At 73.5% G+C, this 26,268-nt stretch carries 14 protein-coding genes and 1 pseudogene; 5 read left to right on the top strand and 10 right to left on the bottom strand.

Annotation, left to right across the window (positions count from 1 at the left end; all coding sequences use genetic code 11):
* Nucleotides 1–19: 19 nt before the first annotated feature.
* Nucleotides 20–3,883, top strand: coding sequence for a discoidin domain-containing protein (locus ACFT5B_RS01775; protein WP_386796257.1), 3,864 nt, complete (start codon nt 20–22; stop codon nt 3,881–3,883).
* Between the two features lie 97 nt (nt 3,884–3,980).
* Here the strand turns inward: ACFT5B_RS01775 and ACFT5B_RS01770 are convergent, their stop codons facing one another.
* Nucleotides 3,981–5,210 carry an MFS transporter gene (locus tag ACFT5B_RS01770; protein ID WP_386796256.1) on the bottom strand — a complete coding sequence of 410 codons (1,230 nt, stop codon included), beginning with the start codon at nt 5,208–5,210 and terminating at the stop codon, nt 3,981–3,983.
* A 207-nt stretch (nt 5,211–5,417) separates the two neighbouring features.
* Here ACFT5B_RS01770 and ACFT5B_RS01765 point away from each other — a divergent pair.
* Nucleotides 5,418–5,507, top strand: a pseudogene (locus ACFT5B_RS01765) (hypothetical protein); the annotation flags it as partial.
* 63 nt (nt 5,508–5,570) lie between these two features.
* On the opposite strand, the gene ACFT5B_RS01760 reads toward ACFT5B_RS01765, so the two are convergent.
* From ACFT5B_RS01760 to ACFT5B_RS01750, 3 genes are read right to left on the bottom strand one after another with little or no spacing between them, the layout of a single operon-like run.
* Entirely contained in the window at nt 5,571–7,631 is a 2,061-nt protein-coding gene (locus ACFT5B_RS01760) for an ABC transporter ATP-binding protein (protein ID WP_386796255.1), read from the bottom strand.
* Nucleotides 7,628–9,361 carry an ABC transporter ATP-binding protein gene (locus ACFT5B_RS01755; protein ID WP_386796254.1) on the bottom strand — a complete coding sequence of 578 codons (1,734 nt, stop codon included), beginning with the start codon at nt 9,359–9,361 and terminating at the stop codon, nt 7,628–7,630. The genes ACFT5B_RS01760 and ACFT5B_RS01755 overlap by 4 nt, the downstream gene beginning before the upstream one ends.
* A 60-nt stretch (nt 9,362–9,421) precedes the next feature.
* The gene (locus ACFT5B_RS01750) at nt 9,422–10,120 is read right to left on the bottom strand and encodes a TetR/AcrR family transcriptional regulator (RefSeq protein WP_386796253.1); all 699 of its coding nucleotides are present in this window, start codon (nt 10,118–10,120) and stop codon (nt 9,422–9,424) included.
* A 189-nt stretch (nt 10,121–10,309) separates the two neighbouring features.
* Between ACFT5B_RS01750 and ACFT5B_RS01745 the strand changes: the two genes are divergently transcribed.
* Nucleotides 10,310–10,684 (top strand): YciI family protein, encoded by a 375-nt coding sequence (locus tag ACFT5B_RS01745; protein WP_386796252.1) that lies wholly within the window; start codon nt 10,310–10,312, stop codon nt 10,682–10,684.
* Nucleotides 10,666–11,913: an RNA polymerase sigma factor gene (locus ACFT5B_RS01740; RefSeq protein WP_386796251.1), complete on the top strand. Its 1,248-nt coding sequence runs from the start codon at nt 10,666–10,668 to the stop codon at nt 11,911–11,913. Before ACFT5B_RS01745 ends, ACFT5B_RS01740 begins: the two co-directional genes overlap by 19 nt.
* Nucleotides 11,914–11,952: 39 nt before the next feature.
* On the opposite strand, the gene ACFT5B_RS01735 is transcribed toward ACFT5B_RS01740, so the two are convergent.
* The 4 genes from ACFT5B_RS01735 to ACFT5B_RS01720 form a co-directional block, all read right to left on the bottom strand.
* Nucleotides 11,953–20,379: a hypothetical protein gene (locus ACFT5B_RS01735; RefSeq protein ID WP_386796250.1), complete on the bottom strand. Its 8,427-nt coding sequence runs from the start codon at nt 20,377–20,379 to the stop codon at nt 11,953–11,955.
* A gap of 292 nt (nt 20,380–20,671) precedes the next feature.
* On the bottom strand, nt 20,672–21,940 hold the full coding sequence (locus ACFT5B_RS01730) for an SPFH domain-containing protein (RefSeq protein WP_386796249.1): 1,269 nt from the start codon (nt 21,938–21,940) through the stop codon (nt 20,672–20,674).
* 131 nt (nt 21,941–22,071) lie between these two features.
* On the bottom strand, nt 22,072–22,554 hold the full coding sequence (locus tag ACFT5B_RS01725) for an NfeD family protein (protein WP_386796248.1): 483 nt from the start codon (nt 22,552–22,554) through the stop codon (nt 22,072–22,074).
* Nucleotides 22,555–22,749: 195 nt separating this feature from the next.
* Nucleotides 22,750–23,535, bottom strand: coding sequence for an ABC transporter ATP-binding protein (locus ACFT5B_RS01720; RefSeq protein ID WP_386796247.1), 786 nt, complete (start codon nt 23,533–23,535; stop codon nt 22,750–22,752).
* Between the two features lie 27 nt (nt 23,536–23,562).
* On the opposite strand from ACFT5B_RS01720, the gene ACFT5B_RS01715 reads away from it, so the two are divergent.
* Nucleotides 23,563–24,366 carry a hypothetical protein gene (locus tag ACFT5B_RS01715; protein ID WP_386796246.1) on the top strand — a complete coding sequence of 268 codons (804 nt, stop codon included), beginning with the start codon at nt 23,563–23,565 and terminating at the stop codon, nt 24,364–24,366.
* 199 nt (nt 24,367–24,565) lie between these two features.
* Here ACFT5B_RS01715 and ACFT5B_RS01710 read toward each other — a convergent pair whose 3' ends face one another.
* Entirely contained in the window at nt 24,566–24,982 is a 417-nt protein-coding gene (locus ACFT5B_RS01710; protein WP_386796245.1) for an NUDIX domain-containing protein, read from the bottom strand.
* Nucleotides 24,979–26,223 (bottom strand): glycogen synthase, encoded by a 1,245-nt coding sequence (gene glgA, locus ACFT5B_RS01705; RefSeq protein WP_386796244.1) that lies wholly within the window; start codon nt 26,221–26,223, stop codon nt 24,979–24,981. Before glgA ends, ACFT5B_RS01710 begins: the two co-directional genes overlap by 4 nt.
* Nucleotides 26,224–26,268 lie beyond the last annotated feature (45 nt).

Here is a 26,268-nt window from a genome sequence, read left to right as displayed (position 1 = left end):
GTCCGAGATCGGGAGCGAGATGCACAAGGACAGATGGAAGGGACCGGTCGCCCTCGCGGCGACCGTCGCCCTCGCGGCCTCCTTCGGGGCGTCGGCCGTCGCGCCGGCCGACGCGACGAGCGCCGGACCGACGGACCACGGGTGGACCCTCAGCACCACGGACCCGACGGTCGACTACTCCCCGACGTTCACCGCCAACGGGTCGCTGGGGGCACGCATCCCCGCCGCGGGTCAGGGGTACGCCACGAGCCCCGTCGAGTCGCAGTCACGGCTCGCGGGGTTCTTCGCGGACAACGGCGACGTCGAGGTCTCGGCCCAGGTCCCGGCCTGGACCACGCTCGCACTGTCCGCGGGAGGGGCGACCACCGGCAGGCTCCCGGCCGCGCCGGCAGCGTGCGTGTACGGCTCGTCGTGCGAGGGGGCGAGCGCCGTCCTCACCGGTGGGACCACCCTCGTCCCGGGCGGCTGGATCGAAGGCTTCGCGGACTCCGCGACCCGTCCCCAGATCGGCGCGACCGCGACGTTCACGGTCGAGGACGTGCCGGCCGACGGCACCGCGCGACTGACGCTGCGGTACGGCAGCGACGTCGACGACGCCTCGGTGACCGTCCAGGGCGGCGACGACACGGCGCCCCGGAAGGTGGCGCTGCCGAGCTCGGGCGGCTGGGCCACCTGGGCCACCGTCGACGTCGACGTCCCGGTGCACGCGGGCTCCGACACGGTCGCCGTGTCGTGCTCCGAACTGAACTCGAGCTGCCGGCTGAACCTGGACGGCATCGTCCTCACCGACCCCGGCACCCCGACGGGTGCGGCGCCGTGCGTCTACGGCAGGTCCTGCGAGGCCGAGGACTCGGCCCTGAGCGGGGGCACGGACGTGGCCACCGACCACACCGGGTACACCGGGACCGGCTTCGTCGAGGGCTTCGCCCGGAACAGCCTGCCGCACCCCGGGTCGACCGCTGCCTTCACGGTCGAGAACGTCCCCGCCGGCACGTCCGACCTCCAGCTGCGCTACGCGAACGGGAGGTCCGGGACGGAGACGCTGACCCTCACCGTGAACGGCTCCGCCCGGCAGGTCTCCCTCCCGGTCACCGGAGGCTGGGACGCCTGGGGCACGGTGACGGTCCCCGTGACGCTGTCCGCCGGGTCCGACGACGTCGCCGTCGCGTGCGCCGACGGTGACTCCTGCAAGGTGAACCTCGACTCGGTCGCGGTCGTCGCGACGGGCACGACGTTCCTCGACGGCGGCGGCACCGTCGGCGGCTACCAGCAGTCGCTCGACCTGCGCACCGGCACGGTCACGACCGAGTACGACTGGAACGCTCCCGACGGCAAGCGCGCCCACGTGCGGTACGACGTGATCGCGGACCGAGCCGACCCCTCCGTGGGCCTGGTGCGGCTCACGCTCACGCCTCGCTGGACCGGGACGGCCCGGGTCGTCGGGCAGTTCGACGCGACGGGCGTCGGCTCGCTGGTCTCGGAGGTCTCGCGCGGCACCTCCGGCCCGGACGCCGAGACGTACGAGGAGGTCGAGGCCTCGGGCACCGGGGTCACGGCCGGGCTCGCCGCTCGGCTCGAGGCCCCCCGCGGCGCCACGATCGAGGAGGTCGGGCAGGGCACGGCGAGCTCCGCCGGGCAGAGCGCGTCGTTCCCCGTGAAGACGGGCAAGACCTACACGGTCACGAAGTACGTCGGCGCGGTCGTCGAGGAGGACGGCGTCGCCGACCCGCTCCACGCCGCGCGCACGGCAGCCCAGGACGCGGCGGACGACGGCTACGGCGCGGCCGCGGCCGCCAACGCGCGGGCCTGGGCCGAGGTCTGGACGTCGGACATCGTGATCAAGGGCGACCCCACCCTGCAGGAGCAGGTCCGCGCCAGCGAGTTCTACCTGCTCGCGAGCATCCGCGAGGGCAGCTCGTGGAGCCTCGCCCCCGGAGGCCTGTCGTCCAACGGCTACAACGGCCACACGTTCTGGGACACCGAGACGTGGATGTACCCGTCGCTGCTGGCCCAGCACCCCGAGATCGCCGCGAGCGCCAACGAGTACCGCTATGAGCGCCTCGGCGCGGCGGAGGACAACGCCGCGAGGTTCGGCGACACCGGCGCGAGGTTCCCCTGGGAGAGCGCGCTGACCGGGGCCGAGGCGACGCCGTCGTGCTGCCAGACCGGCACCTACGAGCTGCACGTCTCCTCGGACGTCGCGCTCGCCCAGTGGCAGTACTACCTGGCGACCCGAGACCGCGGCTGGCTGACCACGAAGGGCTGGCCCGTCATCGAGGGCGTGGCCCGGTACTGGGCCTCGCGCGCCGAGGACAACGGCGACGGGTCCTACTCGATCAACGACGTCATCGGCCCGGACGAGTACCGCGAAGGCGTCGACGACAACGCCTACACGAACGCGAGCGCCGCGGAGGTGCTGCGGATCGCCGCGACCGCCGCCGGGCTCGTGGGCGGCACCGCGGACCCCGCGTGGGCATCGATCGCCGACGGCCTCGAGAGGTCGATCACGACGGACCCCGGCACGGGGGTGATCAAGCAGGACGACTCCTACGCCGGCCAGACCATCAAGCAGGCCGACACGGTGATGCTGCAGTACCCGTGGGCCTCGAAGGTCGTGACCCCGAAGACGGCGCTGGCGAACCTGGACTACTACGCGCCGCGCGCCGACCTGGGCGGGCCGTCGATGACGGACGCGATCCACATGATCGACACCCTGGACCTCCAGGTCCCGGGCCGCTCGGCGGCCTACTACACCCAGCGGAGCGTGGACGCGTTCATGCGCGCGCCCTTCTACCAGTTCTCCGAGACCCGGACGGGCGGCGCGTTCACCTTCACCACGGGTGCGGGCGGGTTCCTGCAGGAGTTCCTGTACGGGTACTCCGGGCTGCGGTGGGACGCGCGCTCGGTGGTGCTGGACCCGTCGCTCACCATGGACCTGGACGGGGTCACGCTCCGGGGCCTGAAGTGGCAGGGGCGGACCTACGACGTGGCGATCGGCCCGAAGACCACGACGGTCACCCTGACCGGGGGCTCGACCATGCCCGTCACGGTCGCCGGCAGGTCGTACCGGGTGTCGGCGCACGCCCCCCTCACGGTCGCCACGAACCGGCCCGACCTGGCCGTCTCGGGCGACCTCGCCCAGCTGGGTCGCGTCTCCGCGACGTCCACGGACCTGAGCTACCCGGCCGTCGGTGCCGTCGACGGGTCGGCCACGACCTCGTGGAGGGCCACCGGGACCGGCGCGTCCCTGACGGTCGACCTGGGCGCTGCGAAGCACGTGAAGGAGGTGGCGGTGACGTCGGGCTCGGGCTCCACGACGCCGTACACGATCGACGTCTCCCGGGACGGGCGGTCGTGGCACCCCGAGGGCGCCGTGGACGCGGGCGCGGCGGCCACCTCGAGCGTCGCGGTCGACCCGAGCGGTCCCGTGCGGTACGTCCGCTACACCGCGACCGGCACCGCCCGCGCGTCCATCGCCACGCTGGCGGTCAGCCCCGGCGACCCGGCGTCCCTGTCCGCACCGGTGTTCTCGTCCGCGTCCCAGGTCTACGGCTCCCCGAGCCCGGCCACCGTGAGCACCGTGGTCACGGGCGCCCACGGCACCGTCACCTTCCGTTCCGCGGGTCGTGTCCTCGGCACCGCGACCACCGCCGCCGACGGGCGGGCCACCCTCGCCCTGCCCGCGCTGCTGCCCGTGGGCACCTACGCCCGCGTGACGGCAGCGCTGCCCGCCACCGGCTCGGGACGGGCCGTGACCTCGCCCCCCTCCGCCATGACGTTCCGCGTCCTCAAGGCGGCCACGGCGCGGGCGTCCGTCTCGGGCGAGCGGTACCGCCGGGCCACGAGCGCCTCGGTGACGGTCGGGGTCGCGAACCTGAGGTAGCCGGCCGGCTGGAGACGACGCGCTCGACCCGCGGGCGCGTCGTCTCCGGCGGACCGGTCGGTGCGGCCGGGCGCGTGACGTCGAGCCGCGCGCGGCGTCAGAGACGGAGCTCGCCCTGCGGGTCCGCACCCCGCCGCGCGCGCTTGACCGCGAGGCCGGCGACGGCGATCAGCACGCCCGCACCGCCCGCGGCGACGAACGCCACCCACGGCGCCGCCGCGTCGATGACGAGCCCCAGCAGCGGCGAGCCGATCGCGCTGCCCACCGTGAACGCGGTGCCCTGCCAGCCCATCGCCTCGCCGCGCCGCTCCTCCGGCACCATGCGCGCGATCTCCTCGGCCGTCGCCGTCATCACGGGCGCGCACGGGAGGCCGGCGACGAAGGCGAGCAGCGTGAGGCCCACCACCGAGTGCGCGAGGCCCATCGGCACGGTCAGCGCACCCAGCGCGAGGAGCAGGAGCATCGAGCTCGTCGCGCGGTGCCGCGACCCGTAGGCCAGCCCGCCCACGACCGAGCCCAGGCACCACGCGAAGTACACGAGCCCGAGCGACCCGACCTGGTCGTTCGCGCGCAGGTGCGCCAGGATCGCGAGGTCCGTGCCGACCAGGACGATCGTCGCGCCCGACGACGCCGCCAGGACCGCCGCGACCGTCGGCGTGAGCCACGACAGCCGCCGCGGACGCGGCGCGGTCTCCGCCGACTGCGACACCGGATCCGCCGAGTGCGACGTCGCCCGGACGACCTGGTCGGCGCGCGTGGGCGGGTCGAACACGAGCAGGACGATCCCGGCACCGGAGACGGCGACGCCGATCGCGGCCAGGACCACGCCTGTCCCGACGTGGGTCGCGACGGCGACCCCGACCGCCGGGCCGACCATGAAGACGAGCTCGGTCGCGATGGAGTCGAGCGCGTACGCCGACCGCTGCTGCCCCTCGGGCGCGAGCACGCTGATGGACTTCCGCACGACCGTGAAGATCGGGAGCGCGAGCAGCCCGCCGACCACCGCGAGCGGGATCAGCGCCGCGTACGGGACGACGCCGGCCAGCGGCCAGATCACGAGCTCCGCGACGACCGACGGCCAGACCGCGCGACGCAGGCCCACCCGGTCGACGAGCCGGCCACGCCAGGGCGAGCCGAGCGCCATGCCGACCGTGGCGGCCGTCGCCACGATCCCCGCCTCGGCGTACGAGCGGTGCAGGGTCTGGACGACGTGCAACGTGAGGACGAGGGCGGCCGCGGAGTTGGGGATGCGGGCGACCATCGCGACGGCGATCAGTCGCCTCAGCTGCGGCTCGCGCAGGACCTCTCGATACGCGCGCAGACCCACCGGAGAATGGTCGCACGCCGGCGAACCCGTCCCGCGCCACCGTCGGCGAACGCGGCGTCACCGTCGGCGAACGCGGCGTCACCGTCGGCGACCGCGGCGTCACCACCGGGGTACGCGCGACTGCGTACGCGCGGCCGCCGATCTACGTGCTCTCCCCGATTGTCGGGGGTCCTGGCCCCTCCCTAGCGTCGAGCGGTCTCCTACGGTGGCCACCGCTGGACCGCGAGGTGGTGGACGCAGGGTGACGTGCCCGGCGCGAACAGCCAGGACGTGTGGAGCGACGGCGGCAGCTGCTGACGCGCCGCGCCCACGCACGACGACGCCGGACGGGTTCGCCCGCCCGGCGTCGTCGTGCGCGGCTCACCCCGCGACGACGTCGCCCTCCTCCTCGACCGCGCCCGCGAACTGGCTCTCGTACAGCCGCGCGTACGCCCCGCCGGCGGCGAGCAGGTCGTCGTGCGACCCCTGCTCGACGATCGAGCCGTGCTCCATTACGAGGATGGTGTCGGCGTCGCGGATCGTGGACAGCCGGTGCGCGATCACGAACGACGTCCGGCCCCGGCGCAGCGCGTTCATCGCGTTCTGGACGAGCAGCTCGGTGCGGGTGTCGACCGAGCTGGTGGCCTCGTCGAGGATGAGGATCGGCGGGTCGGCGAGGAACGCGCGAGCGATCGTGAGGAGCTGCTTCTCCCCCGCGCTCACGGACGAGCCCTCGTCGTCGAGCACGGTCGCGTACCCGTCGGGCAGGGTCCGGACGAACCCGTCGACGTGGGTCGCCTCCGTGGCCGCGACGAACTCGGCCTCGTCGACGGTCCGGCCGTCGCGGATCCCGTACCGCAGGTTCTCCTCGATCGTGCCCTTGAACACCCAGGTGTCCTGGAGCACCATCCCGACGTTCGACCGCAGGTCGGCGCGCGTCATGTCGCGCGTGTCGACGCCGTCGAGCGTGATCCGGCCCGCGTCCACGTCGTAGAACCGCATGACGAGGTTGACGAGCGTCGTCTTGCCCGCCCCGGTCGGCCCGACGATCGCGACCGTCTGGCCGGGCTCGACGACGAGGTCGAGATGCTGGATGAGCGGCGCGTCGGGCGTGTAGCTGAACGACACGTCCTCGAACGCGACCCGACCGCGCACCGGCCCGACCGCGGCGGCCTGGACCGGGTCCGGGGTCTGCTCGTCGGCGTCGAGCAGCTCGAACACCCGCTCGGCCGACGCCACGCCCGACTGCAGCAGGTTCATCATCGACGCGACCTGCGTGAGCGGCTGGGTGAACTGGCGCGAGTACTGGATGAACGCCTGCACGTCGCCGAGGCTCATCTGCCCGGTCGCGACCTTGAGCCCGCCGACGACGGCCACGAGCACGTAGTTGAGGTTCCCGACGAAGCCCATGGCCGGCTGGATGATCCCCGACATGAACTGCGCCTTGAAGCTCGCCTTGTACAGGCCCTCGTTCTCGGCGTCGAAGTCCTCGATGGCGCTGCGCTGGTGCCCGTAGACCTTGACCAGCGTGTGCCCCGTGAACATCTCCTCGATGTGGGCGTTGAGGCGCCCGGTGCTCGCCCACTGCTGGATGAACTGCGGCTGGGACCGCTTCGCGATGGCCGTCGCGAGCCACACCGAGACCGGGACGGTGGCCAGCGCGATGACCGCGAGGAGCGGCGAGATCCAGAACATCACGACGAGCACGCCGACGACGGTGAGGACCGCGTTGACGAGCTGCGACAACGTCTGCTGCATGGACTGGGCGACGTTGTCGATGTCGTTCGTGACGCGCGACAGGATCTCCCCGCGCGCCTGCTTGTCGAAGTACGCGAGCGGCAGCCGGTGCAGCTTGGCCTCGACCTCGTCGCGCAGCCGCCGGACCGTGTTCTGCACGACCATCGTCGTGACGCGGCCCGCGATCCACTGGAACACCGACGCGGCCACGTAGACCACGATCACCCAGCCGATGATGACGGCGAGCCGGTGGAAGTCGACGCCGTGCCCGACGACGAGCCCCTTCATCGACTCGACGAGCCCGGCCTGGGTGGTCTGGCCCTGGTCGCGCAGCGCCTGCGCGGCCTCGGCCGACGTCGTGCCCGCCGGGAAGTACTGCGCCAGCATCTTGGAGGTGACGCCGTCGAAGATGACGTTCGTGGCCGAACCGAGGAGCTTGGGACCGGCGACGGCTGCGGCGACCGACGCCACGGTCATGAGCGCCACGAGGACGACGCGCCACCGCTCGCCGCCGAGGTAGCGCGCGATCCGGCGCAGCGAGGGACCGAAGTTCATGGCCTTCTCGGCGGGCATGCCCATCCCGCCGAAGGGGCCGCCGCCACCAGGGCCCCGCCGCGGCCCCCGCGGGACGGCCGGGCGCTCCGCGACTGCCGGCCGCGCGGCCGTGCTGTCCTGCTCGCTCGGGGTGGTGCTCTGGTCGCTCATGCTGCTTCCTCCACCGACAGCTGCGAGTAGACGATCTCCTGGTAGGTCTCGCACGTCTCGAGGAGCTCGGCGTGCGTCCCGGTCCCGACGACGCGGCCCTCGTCGAGCACGACGATCTGGTCCGCGTAGCGGATGGTCGCGACGCGCTGCGCGACGACGATCACGGTCGACCGCGTGGTCCGCGGCCGCAGGGCGGCCCGCAGCGCCGCGTCGGTCGCGTAGTCGAGCGCTGAGAACGAGTCGTCGAACAGGTACACGCGCGGGTCCCGGACCACGGCGCGCGCGATCGCGAGGCGCTGCCGCTGTCCGCCCGAGAAGTTCGTGCCCCCCTGGGCGACCGCCGAGGCGAGACCGTCCGGCAGCTCCTCGACGAACGCCCGGGCCTGCGCGACCTCGAGCGCCGTCCACATCTCCTCGTCGGTCGCGTCGGGCTTGCCGTAGCGCAGGTTGTCGGCGATCGTCCCCGTGAACAGGTAGGCCTTCTGCGGCACGAGCCCGAGCAGCGCACCCAGGTCCTCGCCCGCGAGGTCCCGCACGTCGACGCCGTCGACGAGGACGGCACCGTCCGTGACGTCGTAGAGCCGGGGCACGAGGTTGAGGAGGGTCGACTTGCCGGAGCCCGTCGAGCCGATGATCGCGGTCGTGCGGCCCGGCAGCGCCTCGAACGTGACGTCGTGGAGCACGGGCTTCTCGGCACCCGGGTACGCGAAGCTCACGTGCTCGAACCGGACGACGCCCGCGTGCTCGGTGCCGGTGCGCGGCTGCAGCGGCTCGACGACCGACGCGTCCGTGTCGAGGACGCCGCGGATGCGCTCGGCGGCGACGGAGGCGCGCGGGACCATCATGAACATGAAGGTCGACATCATGACGGCCATGAGGATGTACATGATGTAGCTGAGGTACGCGGTCAGGGCGCCGATCTGCATCCCGCCCGAGTCGACCCGGTGCCCGCCGAACCACATCACGGCGACGGTCGACAGGTTCATGACGAGCATGACGGCGGGGAACATCATCGCCATCAGGCGGCCGGCCCGCACCGACGTGTCGTACAGGTCGGTGTTCGCGTCGCCGAACTTGCGTCGCTCGCGCGGCTCGGTGACGAACGCACGGATCACGCGGATGCCGGAGATCTGCTCGCGCAGGACGCCGTTGATGGTGTCGATCTTCTTCTGCATGGCGCGGAAGTACGGGACCATGCGCGAGATGATCAGCCCGACGACGGCGGCGAGGACCGGGACGATCACGAGCAGCAACCACGAGAGCTGCACGTCCTGCTGGAGCGCGAGGATCACGCCGCCGATCATCATGATCGGCGCCATGACCATGATCGTCAGGCTCATGAGGACGAGCATCTGGACCTGCTGCACGTCGTTCGTCGCGCGCGTGATGAGCGACGGCGCCCCGAAGGTCCCGATCTCCTGCTGGGAGAACGACTCGACCTGCACGAACTGGGCGCGGCGCACGTCGCGCCCGAAGCCCATCGCGACGCGCGCGCCGAGGAACACTGCGGCGATCGTGCACGCGACCTGGACGAGCGTGACCATGAGCATCATGGCGCCGACGCGCCAGATGTAGCCGGTGTCACCCTGGGCGACGCCCTTGTCGATGATGTCGGCGTTGAGGGTGGGCAGGTACAGCGCCGCGATCGTCTGCACGAGCTGGAAGACGAGCAGCAGCGTGATCGGTCTGCCGTACCGGGAGAGGAACTGCCGGAGCAGCGGGACGAGCATCAGGGCTCCCAAGGGGTCGGACGGGGTGGTTCCGGTTCAGGGCGTGCCGGGTGCGGCTTCTCAGGTGCGGTGCGCGACGCCGTCGAGGAAGAGGTCGACGAGCTCGGCCGCGTCGATGAGCTCGACCTCCGCGCCGCGGCGGCGTGCGTCGATCACGCGCATGGACGAGCCGACGAGCAGGAGGTTGAAGAGCTCGACGGCGCGGGCGCGGCTCACCCGGAGGCCGGGGTCGGGACCGATCACCCGCTCGACGGCGGCGCGCACCTGTGCCTCGCCGTCGGCCTGGCGGCTGGTCCACTGCGCCCAGCCCTCGCGACCCGCGGCCTCGCGCTCGGCCTGGGGCCGGGGGTCGATGCGGCCGAGCTCGTGGAGGATCCCGAACCAGCGCATGGTGGTCTCGATCCGCGCGAGCCCGATCTCCATGACGGCCACGAGCCGGTCACGCAGCGACAGGCTGCGGGAGATCGCGTCGAGCTCCGGCACGGCGTCGGCCGGGTCGGCCGCGACGAAGGCCGCCTGGCCGATGAGGCTGAGCTTGTCGTCGAAGACGCGGAACAGCGTGCCCTCGGCGACCCCGGCGGCTTCGGCGAGCTCGCGCGTCGTCGCGGCGACACCACGCTCGAGGAGCACGGGCCGGACGGCACGCAGGATGGCGGCGCGGCGCTCGTCGGGAGGGAGCGGCGCCGCGCGGCCGCTGCGCCCGACCCCTGCTCCCGCCGTCTCGGCCCGTGGGCCGAGGGCTGCGTCGGTCTCGGTCACGACAGCCGACACTAAATGAGTGAGCACTCACTCACAAGTGACAGATGTCATCTGCCCGTGTTCGCCGAGAGCGAACACCCCCGATCCGGTGCCCCGCGCCGGAGCGCGGTGTCGATCGAGCGGCGCAACGATCGTCACAGGGCTACCAGGGCGAGCACGCCCACGACCGACACGACCCAGGAGACGACCATGCGCTACGCCATTCTGCTCCACTACCCCGAGGCCTCCCCCGAGGAGCTCGGAGACGCCCTCGCCGAGGGGCAGGCCGCGTTCCAGGCCTACGCCCGCGACCTCACCGATGCCGGGGTGCTCGTCTCCGGCGAGGTCTGGCAGCCGTCCTCGGCGACCACGACGCTCACCGCGGGCGACGGCGGCCTCCGGGTCCAGGACGGCCCGTTCGCCGACACGCGCGACCAGCTCGGCGGCCAGTTCGTGGTCGACGTGCCCGACCTCGACGCCGCGCTCGCCTGGGCCGAGAAGGCGCCGTCGGTGTGGTGGGGACCCGTCGAGGTCCGGCCGAGCGCCACCCACGTGGAGTCCGGCTCGTGGGTCCCGTCGACCTGAGCCCACCCGAGGACGACGCGCGGGCCGCGGTCGAGGCCGCGGTCCGCGCGTCGTACGGGCGCCTCCTGGCCCTGCTCGCGACCTGGTGCGGCGATCTCGCGCTCGCCGAGGACGCGCTCGCCGACGCCGTCGAGCGCGCGCTGCGCACCTGGCCCGAGGCGGGGGTCCCGGCCAACCCGGAGGGCTGGCTCCACCGGGTCGCCCGACGGCGCGCGCTCGACGTGCTGCGCTCCTCGGCCCGGCGCACCTCCCGGCCCCTCGACGACGACGCAGCCGTCGGCTCCGAGGCCGACCCCGCCGAAGCCGACCCCGACGCCCTCCCCGACCGCCGGCTCGAGCTCCTGCTCGTCTGCGCCCACCCGGCGATCGACCCGGCCGTGCGCGCGCCGCTCATGCTCCAGACCGTCCTCGGTCTCGACGCCGCCCGGATCGCGACCGCCTTCGCGGTGCCCAACGCCACGATGGCGCAGCGCCTCGTCCGCGCGAAGCGCCGCATCCGCGACGCGCGCATCCCCTTCCGCGTGCCGGGCCGTGACGAGCTCGACCGCCGCCTGCCCGCGGTCCTCGAGGCGGTCTACGGCGCCTACACGATCGAGTGGGCGCGGACGTCCGGTCCCACGGTCCGCGAGTCCCTCGCGGTCGAGGCCCGCGAGCTCGCCCTCGTGCTCTCCGGCCTGCTCGACGACGCCGAGGCGCTCGGGCTCGCCGCTCTCCTGTGCCTGTCCTCCGCACGGCTGGGGGCCCGCGTCACCGGCGGCGTCCACGTCCCGCTCGACGAGCAGGACACCCGCCGCTGGGACGCCGGTCTCGTCGAGCAGGGCGAAGCCCTGCTGCGCCGCGCCCACGGGCACGGTGACCCCGGACGGTTCCAGCTCGAGGCCGCGCTGCAGTCGGCGCACTGCGCCCGGGCCCGGACCGGCCGGACCGACCGCGTCGCGGTGCTGCGGCTCCACCGGGCCCTCGCCCGGGTGGCACCCACGCTCGGCGCCGAGGTCGCGCTCGCGGCCGCCACCGCGCACGTCGAGGGCCCGCGCGCGGGGCTCGACCTCCTCGGCCCGCTCGCGGACCGCTGCCGAGCGTTCCAGCCCTACTGGGCGACGCGCGGCGACCTGCTGGCCCGGGCGGGCGAGGCGGCGCAGGCGCGCACCGCGTGGGCACGGGCCGTCGACCTCACGACCGACCCGCCGTCACGCCGCTACCTCGAGGGTCGGCTCGCGTCGCTCGGCTGAGCGTGGTGGTGCCGGTCCGCGCGGAGCTCCCCGCGCCCCTCACCCGCGACGGCGGCGCACCAGCAGCAGGCCGGCGGCCACGAGCAGAGCGGCCACGAGCAGGGTGGTCCACGCGGCGAACCCCGTGGTCGCGAGCGAACCGCCCCCGCCCCCGCCCCCGCCCCCGCCCCCGCCGACTGTCGACGTCGGGGCGGGCGAAGACGTCGGGGCCGGCGTCGTCGGTGGCGGGGTGGGGGTGGGTGTCGTGCCGGGAACCGGGACGTCGGAGCACGCCGAGGCGGAGGCACCGTCGCCGACCTCGCCGCGGACGGACGCCGTGTTGAGGAAGCCGCCGAGCCCCGGCGCCTCAGCCGTGCCCTGGCACGCGCGCGCGTCGGCCGACAGCACGCCCGGCACGCGCGCGCTCACCGTCACGTCGAGGGTGTGGACCGCGCCCGCCGCGATCGTCGCGCCGTTCACGGCCGCCGCGTCGAGCGTACCGTCCCAGCCCCGGTTCACCGTGACGTCGTCGGACGCGAGGCTCGCCGAGAGCACACGGATCCCGCCGCCGAAGCGCAGCCGGTCCTCCAGGTCGTACCGCTGCGCGACGGCGCCGGGGTTGCGCACCGTGACCCGGTAGCCGATCCGGAACACGCCGTCCCCCTGGTCCACCGGCCCGCTCACCACCGACTTCTCGACGGTCAGCGCGGCCTCACGTGCGTTCGTGTAGCGGCAGAGCACGGTGTCGCCGGCCGCCACCCGGACCGTCGCGGTCCCGCCGTCGTACGACGGGGTGCCGCTCGATCCCGTGCACACCAGGGACGTCAGTCGCCACCCGTCGGCGCCGCCCTCCGTCACCGTGTACGCGCCGGGCTCGAGCGGCGCGGTCGTGAAGGGCTCGTCCCGGTCGGCGAGCGTGAACGGCTCCTGGGTGCCCCCCGCGGGGCCCCACGTGAACCCGAACTCGGTGCTCTCCCCCGCCGGCACCGTCGTCTTGTCGACCGTCAGGACGCCCCACTGGGTGTTGGTGTACGTGCAGGTCACCGTCTCGCCCGGGTCGAGCGCGATGGTGCCGGTGAGCCCCTCGACGGTGGAGGCCGTGCCCCCGGCGGCGCCGTCCGTGCACACCAGCCGCGTGCCCTCGAACCCCGCCTTCCCTGCTTCGGTCAGCGTGTACTCGCCGGGCACGACGTCGTCGAAGGCCCGCGACCCCGTGCCGCCCTCGGTCGTGATCGAGAAGTCGCCCGGGTCCTGCCAGGTCCCGGCGAAGTCGAACGTGCCGTCCTCGCCGTCCACGGCCTTCACGACGACGATCCGCCCGTGGCGCTCGTTCGTCGCCCGGCAGTCGAGCACGGCGCCCGGGTCGACCGTGAACGACGACAGGTCGTCGATCGGCACGGCGTCGCCGCCGCCCGCGGGTGTCGCGGTGCACGCGAGCGCCTCGGACGACGTCCAGCCGTCCACCGGCTCCTCGGTCAGGGAGTACGTCGTGTCCGGCAGCAGCGCGGGCAGGTCGGCGGTCCCGGTGCCGCCCGAGGTGGAGACGGTGATCGTCTGCGCGGGGCTGCCCTCGGGGGTGAGGGAGAAGTCGAAGTCGCCGTCGCCACCGAGGCTGGTCTTGGTGATCGTGCCGGTCGCGGGGCTCCGCGTGTTGACGACGTCGCAGACGTACGACCCGCCCGGCTCGGGCACGAGCTGGAACCCGGGAGCGTCGCTCGCGTCCGCGACGGTGGGCTCGTCGGGCCCTCCGGCCCGGCAGACGAAGGAGCCCTCGGTCCAGCCCGTCTCGTCGGTGGCCTCGGTCAGCGTGTAGGTGGTCCCGGGGACGAGGTCGCCCCACGTCGCCGGGGCGGAGGTCTCGTTGCCGGTGCCCGCCACCTCCTGCGTCGCCGTCGGGCCGGTGACGGGGTCGAGCGTGAGGTCGAACGCCCAGTCCCGCCCGCTCGCCACGCCGTCGACCGTCTTGGTCGCGGACAGCGAGGCGGCCGTGGCGGCGTTCTCCACGCTGCACGCGAGCGACATGCCGGGCGCCGCGACGAGCTGGAACCCGTCCGCCTCGGGGTCGGCGTCGGCGAGTTCGCCGCACACCACCTCACCACCCGTCCACCCGCCCGGCGGGCCGTCCTCGCGGAGCGTGTACGTCGTGCCGGGCACCAGGCCGGTCCACGTCGCCGCGTCCGACGTCTCGTTCCCCGTGCCCGTCAGCGCCTGCGTCGCGCCCGGGTCGGCCGCCGGGTCGAGCGTCACGTCGAACGACCAGTCGAGGTCGGCCGCGACTCCCGACACCGTCTTCGTGACCGAGACGTCCGCGGGGTCCGCCGCGTTGCTCAGCGTGCACGACAGCCGCTGGTCCAGGGCAGCGACGAACTGGAACCCCGCCGTGCCGGGGTCGGCGTCGGCGAGGTCGCCGCAGACGACGTCACCGCCGGTCCACCCGTCCGGCGGGTCTTCCTCGCTGAGCGTGTACGTCGTCCCGGGCACCAGGCCGGTCCACGTCGCCGGGTCCGACGTCTCGTTCCCCGTGCCCGTCAGCGCCTGCGTGGCCTGCGGGGCGGCCGCCGGGTCGAGCGTCACGTCGAACGACCAGTCGAGGTCGGACGCGACCCCGGTCACGGTCTTCGTCACCGACACCTGGGCCGGGCTCGCCGCGTTGGTGATCTCGCACTCGAGGGTCTGGTTGAGCCCGGCCACGAACTGGAACCCGGACGCCAGCGGGTCGAGGTCGTCGACCGTCAGCCCCCCGGCCGTGCAGGCGAACGTCCCGGTCCAGACGGCCGCCGCGGCCTCGGTCAGGCTGTACCGGACGCCGGGCACGAGGTTGGTCCAGGTCGCCGGCCCCGAGGTCGACGAGCCGGTGCCCGCGAGGGTCTGCGTCGCCTGCGGGGAGGCCGCGGGAGCGATCGTCACCGGGAACGACCACGCGACGCCGTCGGCGACGCCCGTCACGGTCTTGACGACGCTCGCCCGCGACGCCTGGCCGGCGTTGGAGATCCCGCACTGGAGCGCCAGACCGGGAGTCGCGACGAACTGGAAGCCGGCCGCCGCGGGGTCCGCGTCGGCGAGGCCGGCGCACTGGAAGACGCCCTGGCGCCAGCCGTCCGGGGCGGTCTCGGTGAGCGTGTAGGTCGTACCGGGCACGAGGTTCGTCCAGGTCACGGGGTCGGACGTCGCGTTCCCGACGCCGGAGACCGTCTGCGAGCCGGACGGTGACGCCGTCGGCGCCAGGTCGAGCTCGAACTGCCACGGCAGGTCGCTCGCGACACCCGACACCACCTTGGAGACCGCGACCGACGCCTGCTGCGCCTGGTTCGTGAGCGCGCAGCTCAGCGTCGTGCCCACGCCGGCCAGGAACTGGAACCCGGGGGCGTCGCTCCCGTCCGGCACGGACGCGCCGGACGCGTCCGTGCAGACGTACGCCCCGGCCGTCCAGCCCGTCGCCGTCGGCTCGGCGAGCGTGTAGGTGACCCCGGGTGTGAGGTTCGTCCACGTCGCGGTGTTCGTGGCGGCCGTCACGCCCGCGATGCCCGAGACGGTCTGCTGCGGAGACGGCTGGACCCCGGCGGGCGGGCTCAGGGTCAGCGGGAACGACCAGGCGGTGCCCGCCACGAGGCCCGTCGCGGACTTCGTCACGCTCACCGACGCCGTCTCCGCACGGTTCGAGAAGAAGCAGGTGACGACGTCGGCGGCCGCGAGGTCGATCGTGATCGACTGCGCGGCCGGGTCGAGGGTCCAGCCGTCCGGCGTGTTGCAGAAGGTGGCACCGCCGGTCGTGTTGAGGCTCCAGCCCGGAGGCATGGAGCCCTCCGTGAGGGTGTACTCGCCCGCGTCGAGGCCCGACCACGAGCGGAGCGCCCCGTCGACCGACGGGTCGGAGTTGATGACGAACTCCTGGGGGTCCTCGCCGATGCTCGGGCCCGCGATCGAGAAGTTGAAGTCCTGGCGGTAGTTCGGCGGGACCGACCGCTTGATGAGGATGATCGTGCCGGGGACGGCGTTCGTGAAGTAGCACTCGGTCGTCTCGCCCGCCAGCACGTGGAAGCCGATGCGACGGTTCTCGCGGTCCTCGGCGCTGCCGGAGTGGTCCTCGCCCCCGTACGTGCAGGACAGGTCGGCCAGCTGGGTGCCCGGGCTGCCCGTGTCGTCGTCCTCGGCCACGTAGTAGTCGGTACCGGGGAGGACGTCCAGCATCTCGTACGGGACGAGCTGACCGTCGTCCCGCACGTCGTCCACGGTGAACAACTCGTGCCCGGGAACGTTGCTCGTGAAGCCGAAGCTGCGCGGCTCGTCGCCGGTGCCGTGCACCTCCTTGTAGAGGATGACGTGGCCCAGCCGGGTGTTCTCCGCGGTGCACGCGATCGTGTCGCCGGCCGCGACCGTGAAGTCGGAGAGGTCGGGGATGGGGGCCGCGTCGCCGCCGAGCGGCGTGCGCGTGCAGGCGAGCGGCCCGGTCTGTCGCCACCCGTCCTGGCTCGCCTCGCTGAGCGCGTACCGGTTCCCGGGGACCAGGGTGGGGAGGGTCGCGGAACCCGTCCCGCCCGACGTCGTCACGGTGAGCGGGGTCGCGGGCCCCGACGACGGCACGTCGGCGAGCAGGAACGTGAACGTGCCGTCACCACCGACCGTCGTCTTCGTCACCGTCGCCGTGACGGGGCGCGCGGTGTTGTCCGCCACGCACGTGTAGGCGCCGCCCGGCACCGGGACCAGCCGCGACGCGTCGACCGTCGCCCCGGACGCGTCGGTGCACGTGACGGCGCCCGCCACCCAGCTCGCGCCCGGGTTCGCCTCCGCGAGGCTGTAGACGCGTCCGGGCACGAGCGCGGTCCACGTGTGCGTGTCCGCGCCGAGGCCCGGCCCGGTGCCGGTGAGGGTCGTCGTCCCGTCCTGCCCGTCGGGCGCCGGCGCGAGCGTGAAGTCGAACGACCAGTCCACCGAGTCGCCGATCCCCGCGGTGCGCTTCGCGATCGACACGCTCACCGGGCGGGCCGTGTTGGTCGCGGCACACGTGTACGACTCCCCCGCCCTGACCTCGAGCTGGAAGCCCGGCGTGACCGGATCGGCGTCGGTGACGGGCCCCGCGCTCGACTCGCAGACGATCGTGCCCGCCGTCCAGCCGGCGAGGCCACCCTCCGCGAGCGTGTAGGTGCCGGGGCCGAGGTCCTCCCAGGCCGCCGACGACGACCCCGTGCCCGTGCCCGCGACCGTCCGTGTCACGCCCTCGCCGCCCTCCGGCGTCAGCGTGATCGGGAACGACCAGTCGAGGTCGGGCGCGACGCCCGCGGTCGTCTTGGTGAACGTCACGGTGCCCGGTGCGATGTCGTTCTCGACCTCGCAGGCGACCCGGTCGCCGACGGACACGCTGAAGTCCGTGACGTCGGGGATCCGCGACGGCTCGCCGTCGCCCGGCGGGGTGACCGTGCACACGATCGGGCCGGCGACCCACCCGGGCTGGCCCCGCTCGGTCAGCGAGTACCGCACGCCGGGGACGAGGGTCAGCGACGCGCTCCCCCGGCCGTCCGTCGTCGTGACCGGCACGGGGGTCGGGTCCGTGCCCGTGCCGAGCGCCGCCAGGTCGAAGGTGAACGTCCCGTCACCCGACGTCGTCGTCTTCGTCAGGGTGGCCGGCACCGGGTCGACGAAGTTCGTGACCGTACAGCTCACCGACCCCGCGAGGGGCGCGACGAACCAGAACCCGCTGCCGTCGTCGAGCGGCCCCGCGCCCGCGCCGGAACAGGTGAACTCCTCGTGCACGGTCCCCGGGAGGTCCACCTCGCTGACCTCGTACCGCTGACCCGGCACGAGGTTGTCCCAGCCGAGGGTGACCGCGCTCTGCCCCACGCCCGCGACCTCGCGCGGGTTCGTGGCGCCCGTCGGCAGCGGAAGGATCTGGACGTGGAACGACCACGCGTAGTCGGGCCCCAGGCCCGTGGTGATCTTGTTCACCGACAGCGACGAGGTCTGAGCCCGGTTCGTCATGCCGCAGGCGAGCCGCTGGTCCACCGTGGCGACGAACGTGAACGTGAGGTCGTCGGAGTCGAGGTCCTGGACCGCGCCCGTCTGGTCGGTGCAGGTGATCGCGCCCATGTCCCAGCCGGACTTCGACGTCTCCCGGATCACGTACCGGGTGCCGGGCACGAGGTCGCCCCACGTGGTCGAGTCGGTCCCCGGCCCGCTGCCCGACAACGTCCTCGCCGTGCCGTCGCCTGCCGGCGACAGCGCGACGTCGAAGCTCCAGTCGTAGCCGGGCGCCACGTTCGCGACGGTCTTGGTGATCGTGGCCTGCGCGAGCGACGCGGCGTTGGTGAAGAGGCACGTGACGACGGCGCCCGCGGGAAGGTCGAGATCGACGTGGTCGCCATGGGGCGTCCAGCCGAGCGAACCGCCGTCCCTGCGGGTGCACGACAGGTCGGAGACCTCCCACCCCGCGAGCTGCTGCTCCGTGATCGTGTAGGTTCCCGCCGGGATGTCCGCAGCCGTCCACGACCAGGCGTCCGCGACGGTGTTCAGACCGAAGGAGCGGCTGAACCCGCCCGGCCCGGTCACGGTGAACGGGAAGTCGAGATCCCAGTTCACCATCGGCGTCGTCGCCTTCTGCACGATCAGCGTGGCTCCCTGCGGGTTCGGGACGTTCGTGAACGAGCAGGTGATCGCCGAGCCCGGCCGAGCGTCGAAGGACGCCGACGCACCCTCGTACTCGACCTCCCAGCCGTAGGTGTCGTCCCAACAGCTGAGATCGGCCAGGGTGAAGGCGTCGTGGGGCGCCTCCGTGACGGTCTGGGGGCCCGGATCGACGGGGAAGCTCTCGCTGTCGACGAGCTCGGTCGTCCCGACCGGCGTCGTCGGGGTCAGCTCGAAGTCACCGACGCTGCCCGAGAACTCGAAGGCGGTCTCGGGAGTCCCCGCCGGGACGCGCTTCTCGATCGTCACCGTGGCGCGCTGCGTGTTCGTGAACGTGCACGTGACGTTCCTCGAGAGCACCGGCGTGACCGTGACCGAGTAGCCGGTGCCCTGCGTGCCGGCGTCGTCGTCGCACGCGTAGCTCGGCGTCGTCCAGCCGTCGACCGGGCTCTCCGTGAAGGTGATCGGCGTGCCGGGGGGCACGGCGATCGTCTCGCTGTCGCCGTCGCCCAGCGTCGCCGGGTGGTCGGCCCCCATCGTGAAGTCGAACTCCTGGTCCGAGCCCGCCGGGCGCGTCACCTTCGCGACGGTGACGAGCGCCGCGTCGTTGGTCAGGACGCAGTCGGTCCTCCCGCCGCCCAGCAGGATGAACGGCGTCGCCGGGTCGGTGACGTCGATGCTGTGCCGGTCGCCGGCGTCGTCGACGTAGGAGCACTCGGCGTGCGCGAGCGCCCACGGCGGCGGGATCCCGGTCTCCCGCAGGTGGAGCAGGTTGCTCGACAGCACGTCGTCGTAGGTCCTGGTCTCCCCGTTCCGGAGCGTGTCGGTGATGCTCGTGGTGCCCGGGGGGATGACGACCCCCTGCGAGCTCTCGTTGGTGACGGTGAACCCGAAGGCGTCGTCGGTCGTGCCCGCCGGCGTCCGCTTCGTCACGGTGAGCGTGCCGCAGTTGGAGACCGACATCGGGTCCGGCGTGTTGTTGAGGAAGTCGGCCATGTTCGACGTGAGGGAGTCGCTCGACCGCGTCATGAGCGACGAGATGGTGTAGCTCGAGCACGACTGGTCGCCGAAGAGGCCGGCCGCGGTGAGGTCGATCGCGTACTCGCCGAACGTGCGCTCCTGGTTGTTGCCGACGGGCGGGCCCTCGGTGCGCTGCCCCATCGCGAACGCGAAGTCGACCGAGCGTCCCGTGCTGCCCCACGTGCCGGCCCCGTTGGGGTTGGCGCAGTCGTCGCCCGCGCTCGGCGTCCAGCCGAGGAACTGGGTGGAGCCGCTCGGCCAGTGGATGTCGAGCATGAGGTCGTCGCAGCGCCCTGGCCTCGGCCCCTCGAACACGGTGAACGTCGAGGCGTCGGCGGTCCCGCCCGTGCGCCGGGTGAAGTAGCCGTAGAGGATGAAGTGCCGGATGCCGGTGCTGTCCGCGAGCGCTTCCGCCGCGTAACCCGCGCTGCAGAGGTTGTTCTTGTCCTGCACGTTCGCCGGCGCCGCCACCCACGGGTTGGTGCTGGCCGTCTGGGCGCTGCCCGTCGCGGTCTGGTCGGTCCGTCCGTCGCAGTTGCCGTAGATGCCGTCGTCCCAGAAGAACGACCCCTCGAAGATCCCCGACGACCGGTACCCGTTCGGGGTCGTGTACGGGTCGGTGGGGTGGAACGTCGGGGTCTGGGTCGCGGTGGGCGCCGGGGACAGGATGTCGTCCCAGTCGAACGCGGTCGGCAGGTTCCCGCTCGCGGTCTTGTTCCCGTCGATCTGGAAACCGGTCTGCAGTCCGGAGGGAAACGTCAGCGCGTCCGCCGCGGGCACCGGCACCACCGGCGCCACGGGTACGACGAGCCCGGCCGTCAGCGCGAGGCCGAGGGCGGCGAGCACGCCCACGCGGCGGCGCCGACCGGTCGCCCGGTTCGCCCGTCGTCGCGTCCGCGCACTGCCGCGGTCGGATGCCTGCATACCGCGCCTCCCCCGAGGGCCTCGTGATGCATGCCGCGCTGGACCTTGCCGACAGACAAAGTCAGGTTCAACCTAACTGGCGACCCGCCGACGCGCGCGCGATGTGCCGCAGTTCGCCCGGCATCGGTTCCGCAGCGCCACCTGCGCGGACGACGCGACCCCGCCACCCACGCGGGGTGACGGGGTCGCCGTCCAGGTGCGCCGCGCTGCTGCTGCCGCGCTACTGCTGCGCGTCGGGGCCCTCCTCGCCGGCCGGGCCTCCGGTGCCCGGGCCGGTGGGCGGAGCCGGGGGTGGCGTCGCCCCGCCGAGCGGACGAGGCTCAGGGCCACGCTGTCCGGGCTGCGTCGGGGGCACCGTGCCGCCTCCCGGGCGCTGCCCGCGCTCGGCGTTCGGGTCGAACGGCATGCCCGACTGGGTGCCGGCGCTCGTGGCGTCGGCGGTCGCCGCCTCCGCCTGGCGCCGCGCCTCGGCGAGAGCCTCGGCGGGGTCCGTCAGCGCCTGCTCGCCGAGGGCCGGACGTTCGCGCTCGACGCGCGGACGCGGGGCACGGCCTTCCGGACCGCCCTCGTCGGGGGCACCCGCGGGGCCCGCAGGAGCACCGTCGCCGCCGAAGCCCTTGGCGATCGAGCCGAGCGCGGCGGTGAACTCCGTCGGGACGACCCACAGCTTGCTCGACGTGCCGTTCGCGATCTGCGGCAGCATCTGCAGGTACTGGTACGCGAGCAGCTTGGGGTCGGGGTCGCCCTCGTGGATGGCGTCGAAGACCTGGAGGATCGCGCGCGCCTCACCCTCGGCCCGCAGGATGGCCGACTGAGCCTCACCCTCGGCCCGGAGGATGTTCGACTGCTTCTCACCCTCGGCCGTGAGGATCTGGGACTGCTTGACGCCCTCGGCCGTGAGGATCGTGGCGCGGCGGTCCCGCTCGGCGCGCATCTGCTGCTCCATCGAGCCCTGCACCGAGGCGGGCGGGTCGATCGACTTCAGCTCGACGCGGTTGACGCGGATGCCCCACTTGCCGGTGGCCTCGTCGAGCACGCCGCGCAGCTGGCCGTTGATCTGGTCGCGGCTCGTCAGCGTCTGCTCGAGGTCCATCGCGCCGATGACGTTACGGAGCGTGGTGACCGTGAGCTGCTCGATCGCCGTGATGTAGTTCGCGATCTCGTAGACCGCGGCCTTCGGGTCGGTGACCTGGAAGTAGATGACCGTGTCGATGCTGACCACGAGGTTGTCGCTCGTGATCACGGGCTGCGGCGGGAACGACACGACCTGCTCGCGCAGGTCCACGCCGGCGCGCACGCGGTCCACGTACGGCACGAGGAGGTGGAAGCCGGCGTCGAGCGTGCGCGAGTAGCGGCCCAGGCGCTCGACGATGAGCGAGACGGCCTGCGGCACGATGCGCACCGCCTTGACCAGGGACACGATCACGAAGATCGCGATGAGGGCGACGACGATCCAGACGACGATCGTCCCGGCCGAGGGGTCGTTCATGCGGGTCCTTCCACTGTGGGTCGTACGGATGGTCGAGCTGTGCTGCGTCGAGCTGTGCTGCGTCGAGCCGTGCTGGTCACGAACCGTGCGGAGGCGCCGTGCTGCTCGACGCCGCGGGCACGTCCGCGGGGTCAGGCGCCGCCGGTGACCGCGGGCCCCGGCGCGTCGGCCGCCCCGGTGCCGAGCGTGAGCGGTTCGACGACGGCGGTCGCCCCGTCGATCCGGACGACGCGCACGTGCTCGCCCGACGAGACCGCCAGGGCCCCGCGCGCGACCCGCGCCGTCCACACCTCACCGTTGAGCTTGATCCGACCGCCCGACTCGCTCACGTCGGCGATCGTCACGGCCTCACGCCCGACCAGCGCGTCGGCGTTGGTCCGCGCGACCGGGGTGGACGTGCGGAACCGGCGGACGAGCCAGCGGCGGAAGGTCAGCAGGAAGATCGTCGAGACCACGCCGAACACGACGACCTGCGCCCAGAACGGCCATCCGAACGCGTTGGCGATCGCCGCCACGAGCGCCCCGCCGGCGAACATGATGAGCACGAAGCTCAGCGTGACGACCTCGACGACGGCGAAGAGGAGAGCTGCGCCGATCCACCAGAGCCATTCCATGGCATCCCCCTTCCGGGCGGGCACGTCGCGCGGCCGACCCCGGTTCGACCGCGGCCGCGTGACCTCGGTACCTTTGCCCGGACTTTACCAAATCTCCGGGCTCGGCGCACCCCCTCGGGGCCCTTTTCGCGGCACTTCTCCGGTCGCCCGACGGCGGCCTCGCGGTGGGTCGAAGGAGTGCCTCGCGGACTGGGCTCAGCGAGCGGCGCGCGCCACCCAACGGCCCGCGCCGTGGGCGACGAGGAGCGGGAGCCCGAACGCCGACGACAGGTTGTCGGACGTCAGGATCTCCTCGAGCGGCCCCGCGCTGTGCACGGCGCCGTCCTTGAGCAGGAGCAGGTGCGTGAAGCCCGGGGGGATCTCCTCGACGTGGTGCGTCACGAGCGCGAGCACGGGCGACGCGGGGTCGCTCGCGAGCTCCGACAGCGCCTGCACGAGCTCCTCGCGGCCGCCCAGGTCGAGGCCCGCACCGGGCTCGTCAAGCAGGAGCAGCTCGGGGTCGGTCATGAGCGACCGCGCGATCTGCACGCGCTTGCGCTCGCCCTCCGACAGGGTCCCAAACGTCCGGTCTGCGAGCTGGTCGACGTCGAACAGCTTCAGCAGGTCGTGCGCGCGGTCGGTGTCGAGCTCCTCGTAGTCCTCGCGCCAGCGGCCGGTCACGCCGTAGGCGGCGGTCTGCACGACGTCGAGCACCCTCTCCGAGCCGGGGATCCGGTCGGCGAGCGCCGCGCTCGCCAGCCCGATCCGGGGACGCAGCTCGAACACGTCCGACTTCCCGAGCTCCTGGTCCAGGATCTTCGCCGTGCCCGACGTCGGGTGCATGCGCCCCGCGGCGATCTGCACGAGCGTCGTCTTGCCCGCGCCGTTGCGGCCGAGCACGACCCAGCGCTCGCCCTCCGCGACCTTCCAGTCGACGCCGTCGAGGATCGTCTTGCTCCCGCGGCGGACGGTGATGTCGGACAGGTCGAGAACCCAGCTCATGGGTACCGACCCTATAGGTTGGGCGCGATGGATCCGTACACGCCTCCCGTCCTCGCCAGGAGCACGCTCCTCGCGCTCTGGCTCGCTCTCGGGCCGCGCGACGCGGCCTCGCTCGCACGAGCCGCGCGCCTCGTCCAGGACGACGACGAGCCCCACGAGGTGTCGGGGCTCGACCCTGCCGACGAGAGCGCGGCGCGCGACGCCGACGGTCCTCCCGGCGGCGTCGGGCTGCTGCTCGCCGCCTGGGGCGGTGCGGACGCCGTCGTGGCGCTGCTCCCCGAGGCCGGACGCGCCGCGGCCGTGCCTGCGGCCGTCTCGCACGCGGCCGTCGACGCCGGGGAGTGCGTGCTCGTCGAGCGCCGCGGGCGTGCCTTCGCAGCGGTCCCGGACGTGCAGCGGTTCGGCAGCGACCTGGAGCCGGGCCACCTCGTGCGCTGGGACGTCGTCGAGGTCGAGCCGTGGCAGACGCGCGTCCTCGGCGCGGTCGGCACGGTCGAGGACGCCGAGCGGGAGCTGCGGGCCGCTCTCGTGACCGCGACGGAGGCGCTCGACGCGCTCGACGTGGCGAGCTGGCGCGAGGACGCCGCCGACGCGATCGCCCGCCTGCGCGCGCCCGTGGACCTCGGGGCCAGCGTGCCGGCAGCGCTCGACGCCCGGCGCGCCCGGGTGCTCTCGCAGGCCGTCCGCCTGCGCACCATCGTCGAGCTCGCGACGCGCGACGACGGCGGCGCGGTCAACCTGTGGCAGTCCGACCAGCGGGGTGCAGCGCTCCACGCGGTGGGCGACGCCTCGCGGCGGGCGCTCGAGGCGGCGACGCTCCACCTGCGCTGACCGCGAAGTACCCCGGCATCCCGCATAACCTCGCGAAGTACCCCGGCATCCCGCATACCCCGCGAAGTACCCCGGCATCCCGCATACCTCGCGAGGTACCCCGGCATCCCGCATACCTCGCGAAGTACCCCGGCATCCGGAATACCTCACGAAGTACCCCGGCATCCCGCATACCTCGGGAGCGAGACCGGCCGCCGGTCTACCTGGGCGATCGGGCGGCCGCCGCCAACAGGTCGCGCGTGAGGGGCGCGAGCTCGACCGCCCCGGGTTCGGCCGGGTCCACCCAGACGTGCTCCTCGATCTCCGCGGCCGTGCGCGGCTCGAGGACGCCCGGGACCTCGAAGACCTCCGCGACGAGGGCATGCCCCGGCTCGTTGGCGGCTGCGGCGTGGTGGGTGCCGCGCGCGACGAGATCCTCGGGCGCGACGTCCACGCTGATCTCCTCGGCGAGCTCGCGGACGAGCGCGGCCCGCGGGTCCTCGCCCGGCTCGATCTTGCCGCCCGGCTGCATGAACGCCGTCGTGCCGCGCTTGCGGACGAGGAGGTAGCGCCCGGCGTCGTCGGTGACGACGGCGGCGGCCACGCGGATCACGCCCGCGGGTGCAGAGCCGCTCACCGCGCGCCCTCGAGGACCTGCTCGTAGACGGCGACCGTCCGGTCCGCGATCGCGTCCCAGGAGAAGTGCTCCTCGACGCGCCACCGTGCGGCCAGCCCCATCGCGGCGGCGCGCGCGGGGTCGGAGACGACGGCCGTGAGCGCGTCGGCGAGGTCCGTGACGAAGCGCTCGGGGTCGAGCGGCGTCCCGGTGCCGTCGTCCGCCTGGTCGAGGGGCACCAGGAGCCCGGTCACGCCGTCGTCGACGACCTCGGGGATGCCTCCCGTCGCCGAGCCGACCACGGGCAGCCCGACGGCCATCGCCTCGAGGTTGACGATGCCGAGCGGCTCGTAGACGGACGGGCAGACGAAGACCGTGGACGCCGCGAGCACCGCGACCAGCTCGGCGCGCGGGAGCATCTGCTCGATCCAGACGACGCCGGTTCGCTCGGTCGCCAGCCGGGCGACCGCGGACGAGACCTCCTCGGCGATCTCGGGCGTGTCGGGGGCCCCGGCGCAGAGCACGAGCTGGACCTCGGGCGCGAGCCGCTCGGCCGCACGCAGGAGGTACGGCAGGCCCTTCTGCCGGGTGATCCGCCCGACGAACACGACCGTCGGCCGACCCGGGTCGATGCCGAGCCGCTCGACCGTCGCGCGCGCCGCGGCCAGCTCGTCGGGGCTGCTCGGACGCTGCCACCCGTCCAGGTCGATCCCGTTGCGCACGACGTGGACGCGGTCCGGGTCGACCGCGGGGTAGACGCGCAGGATGTCGGCGCGCATGCCGGCGCTCACGGCGATGACGCCCGCGGCCGACTCGTACGCCGTCCGCTCGGCCCAGCTCGACAGCGCGTACCCGCCGCCGAGCTGCTCGGCCTTCCACGGCCGCAGCGGCTCGAGCGAGTGCGCCGACAGGACGTGCGGCGCCCCGGTGAGCAGCGAGCCGAGGTGTCCGGCGAGGTTCGCGTACCAGGTGTGGGAGTGGACGAGGTCCGTCCCGCCGAGGTTCCCGGCCATCTGCAGGTCGACGCCGAAGGTCGCGAGCGCCGCGTCGCCGCCGGCGAGCTCGGCGGGAACCCCGTAGCGCGTGACGACGGGCTCGCCCGGCGTGGCCGGGCCGGGCACGCCGAGCGGTTCGCCGGGCCCGAACGCGTGCACGCGCACGTCGAGCCGGCGGGCCAGGACGTGCGAGAGCTCCGCGACGTGGACGCCGGCGCCGCCGTAGACGTTCGGGGGGTACTCACGGGACAGGAGGTCGACGCGCATGGCGCCAACCTAGCGTGCGGGCGCGCCGGATCCGTCACCCCGGCC

Origin of the sequence: Luteimicrobium sp. NPDC057192 (assembly GCF_042670205.1) — a bacterium.
In the GTDB taxonomy this organism is placed as follows: domain Bacteria; phylum Actinomycetota; class Actinomycetes; order Actinomycetales; family Cellulomonadaceae; genus Luteimicrobium.
The sequence above is the reverse complement of the archived record's forward strand: the minus strand, read 5'-3'. Positions and strand labels throughout refer to the sequence as shown.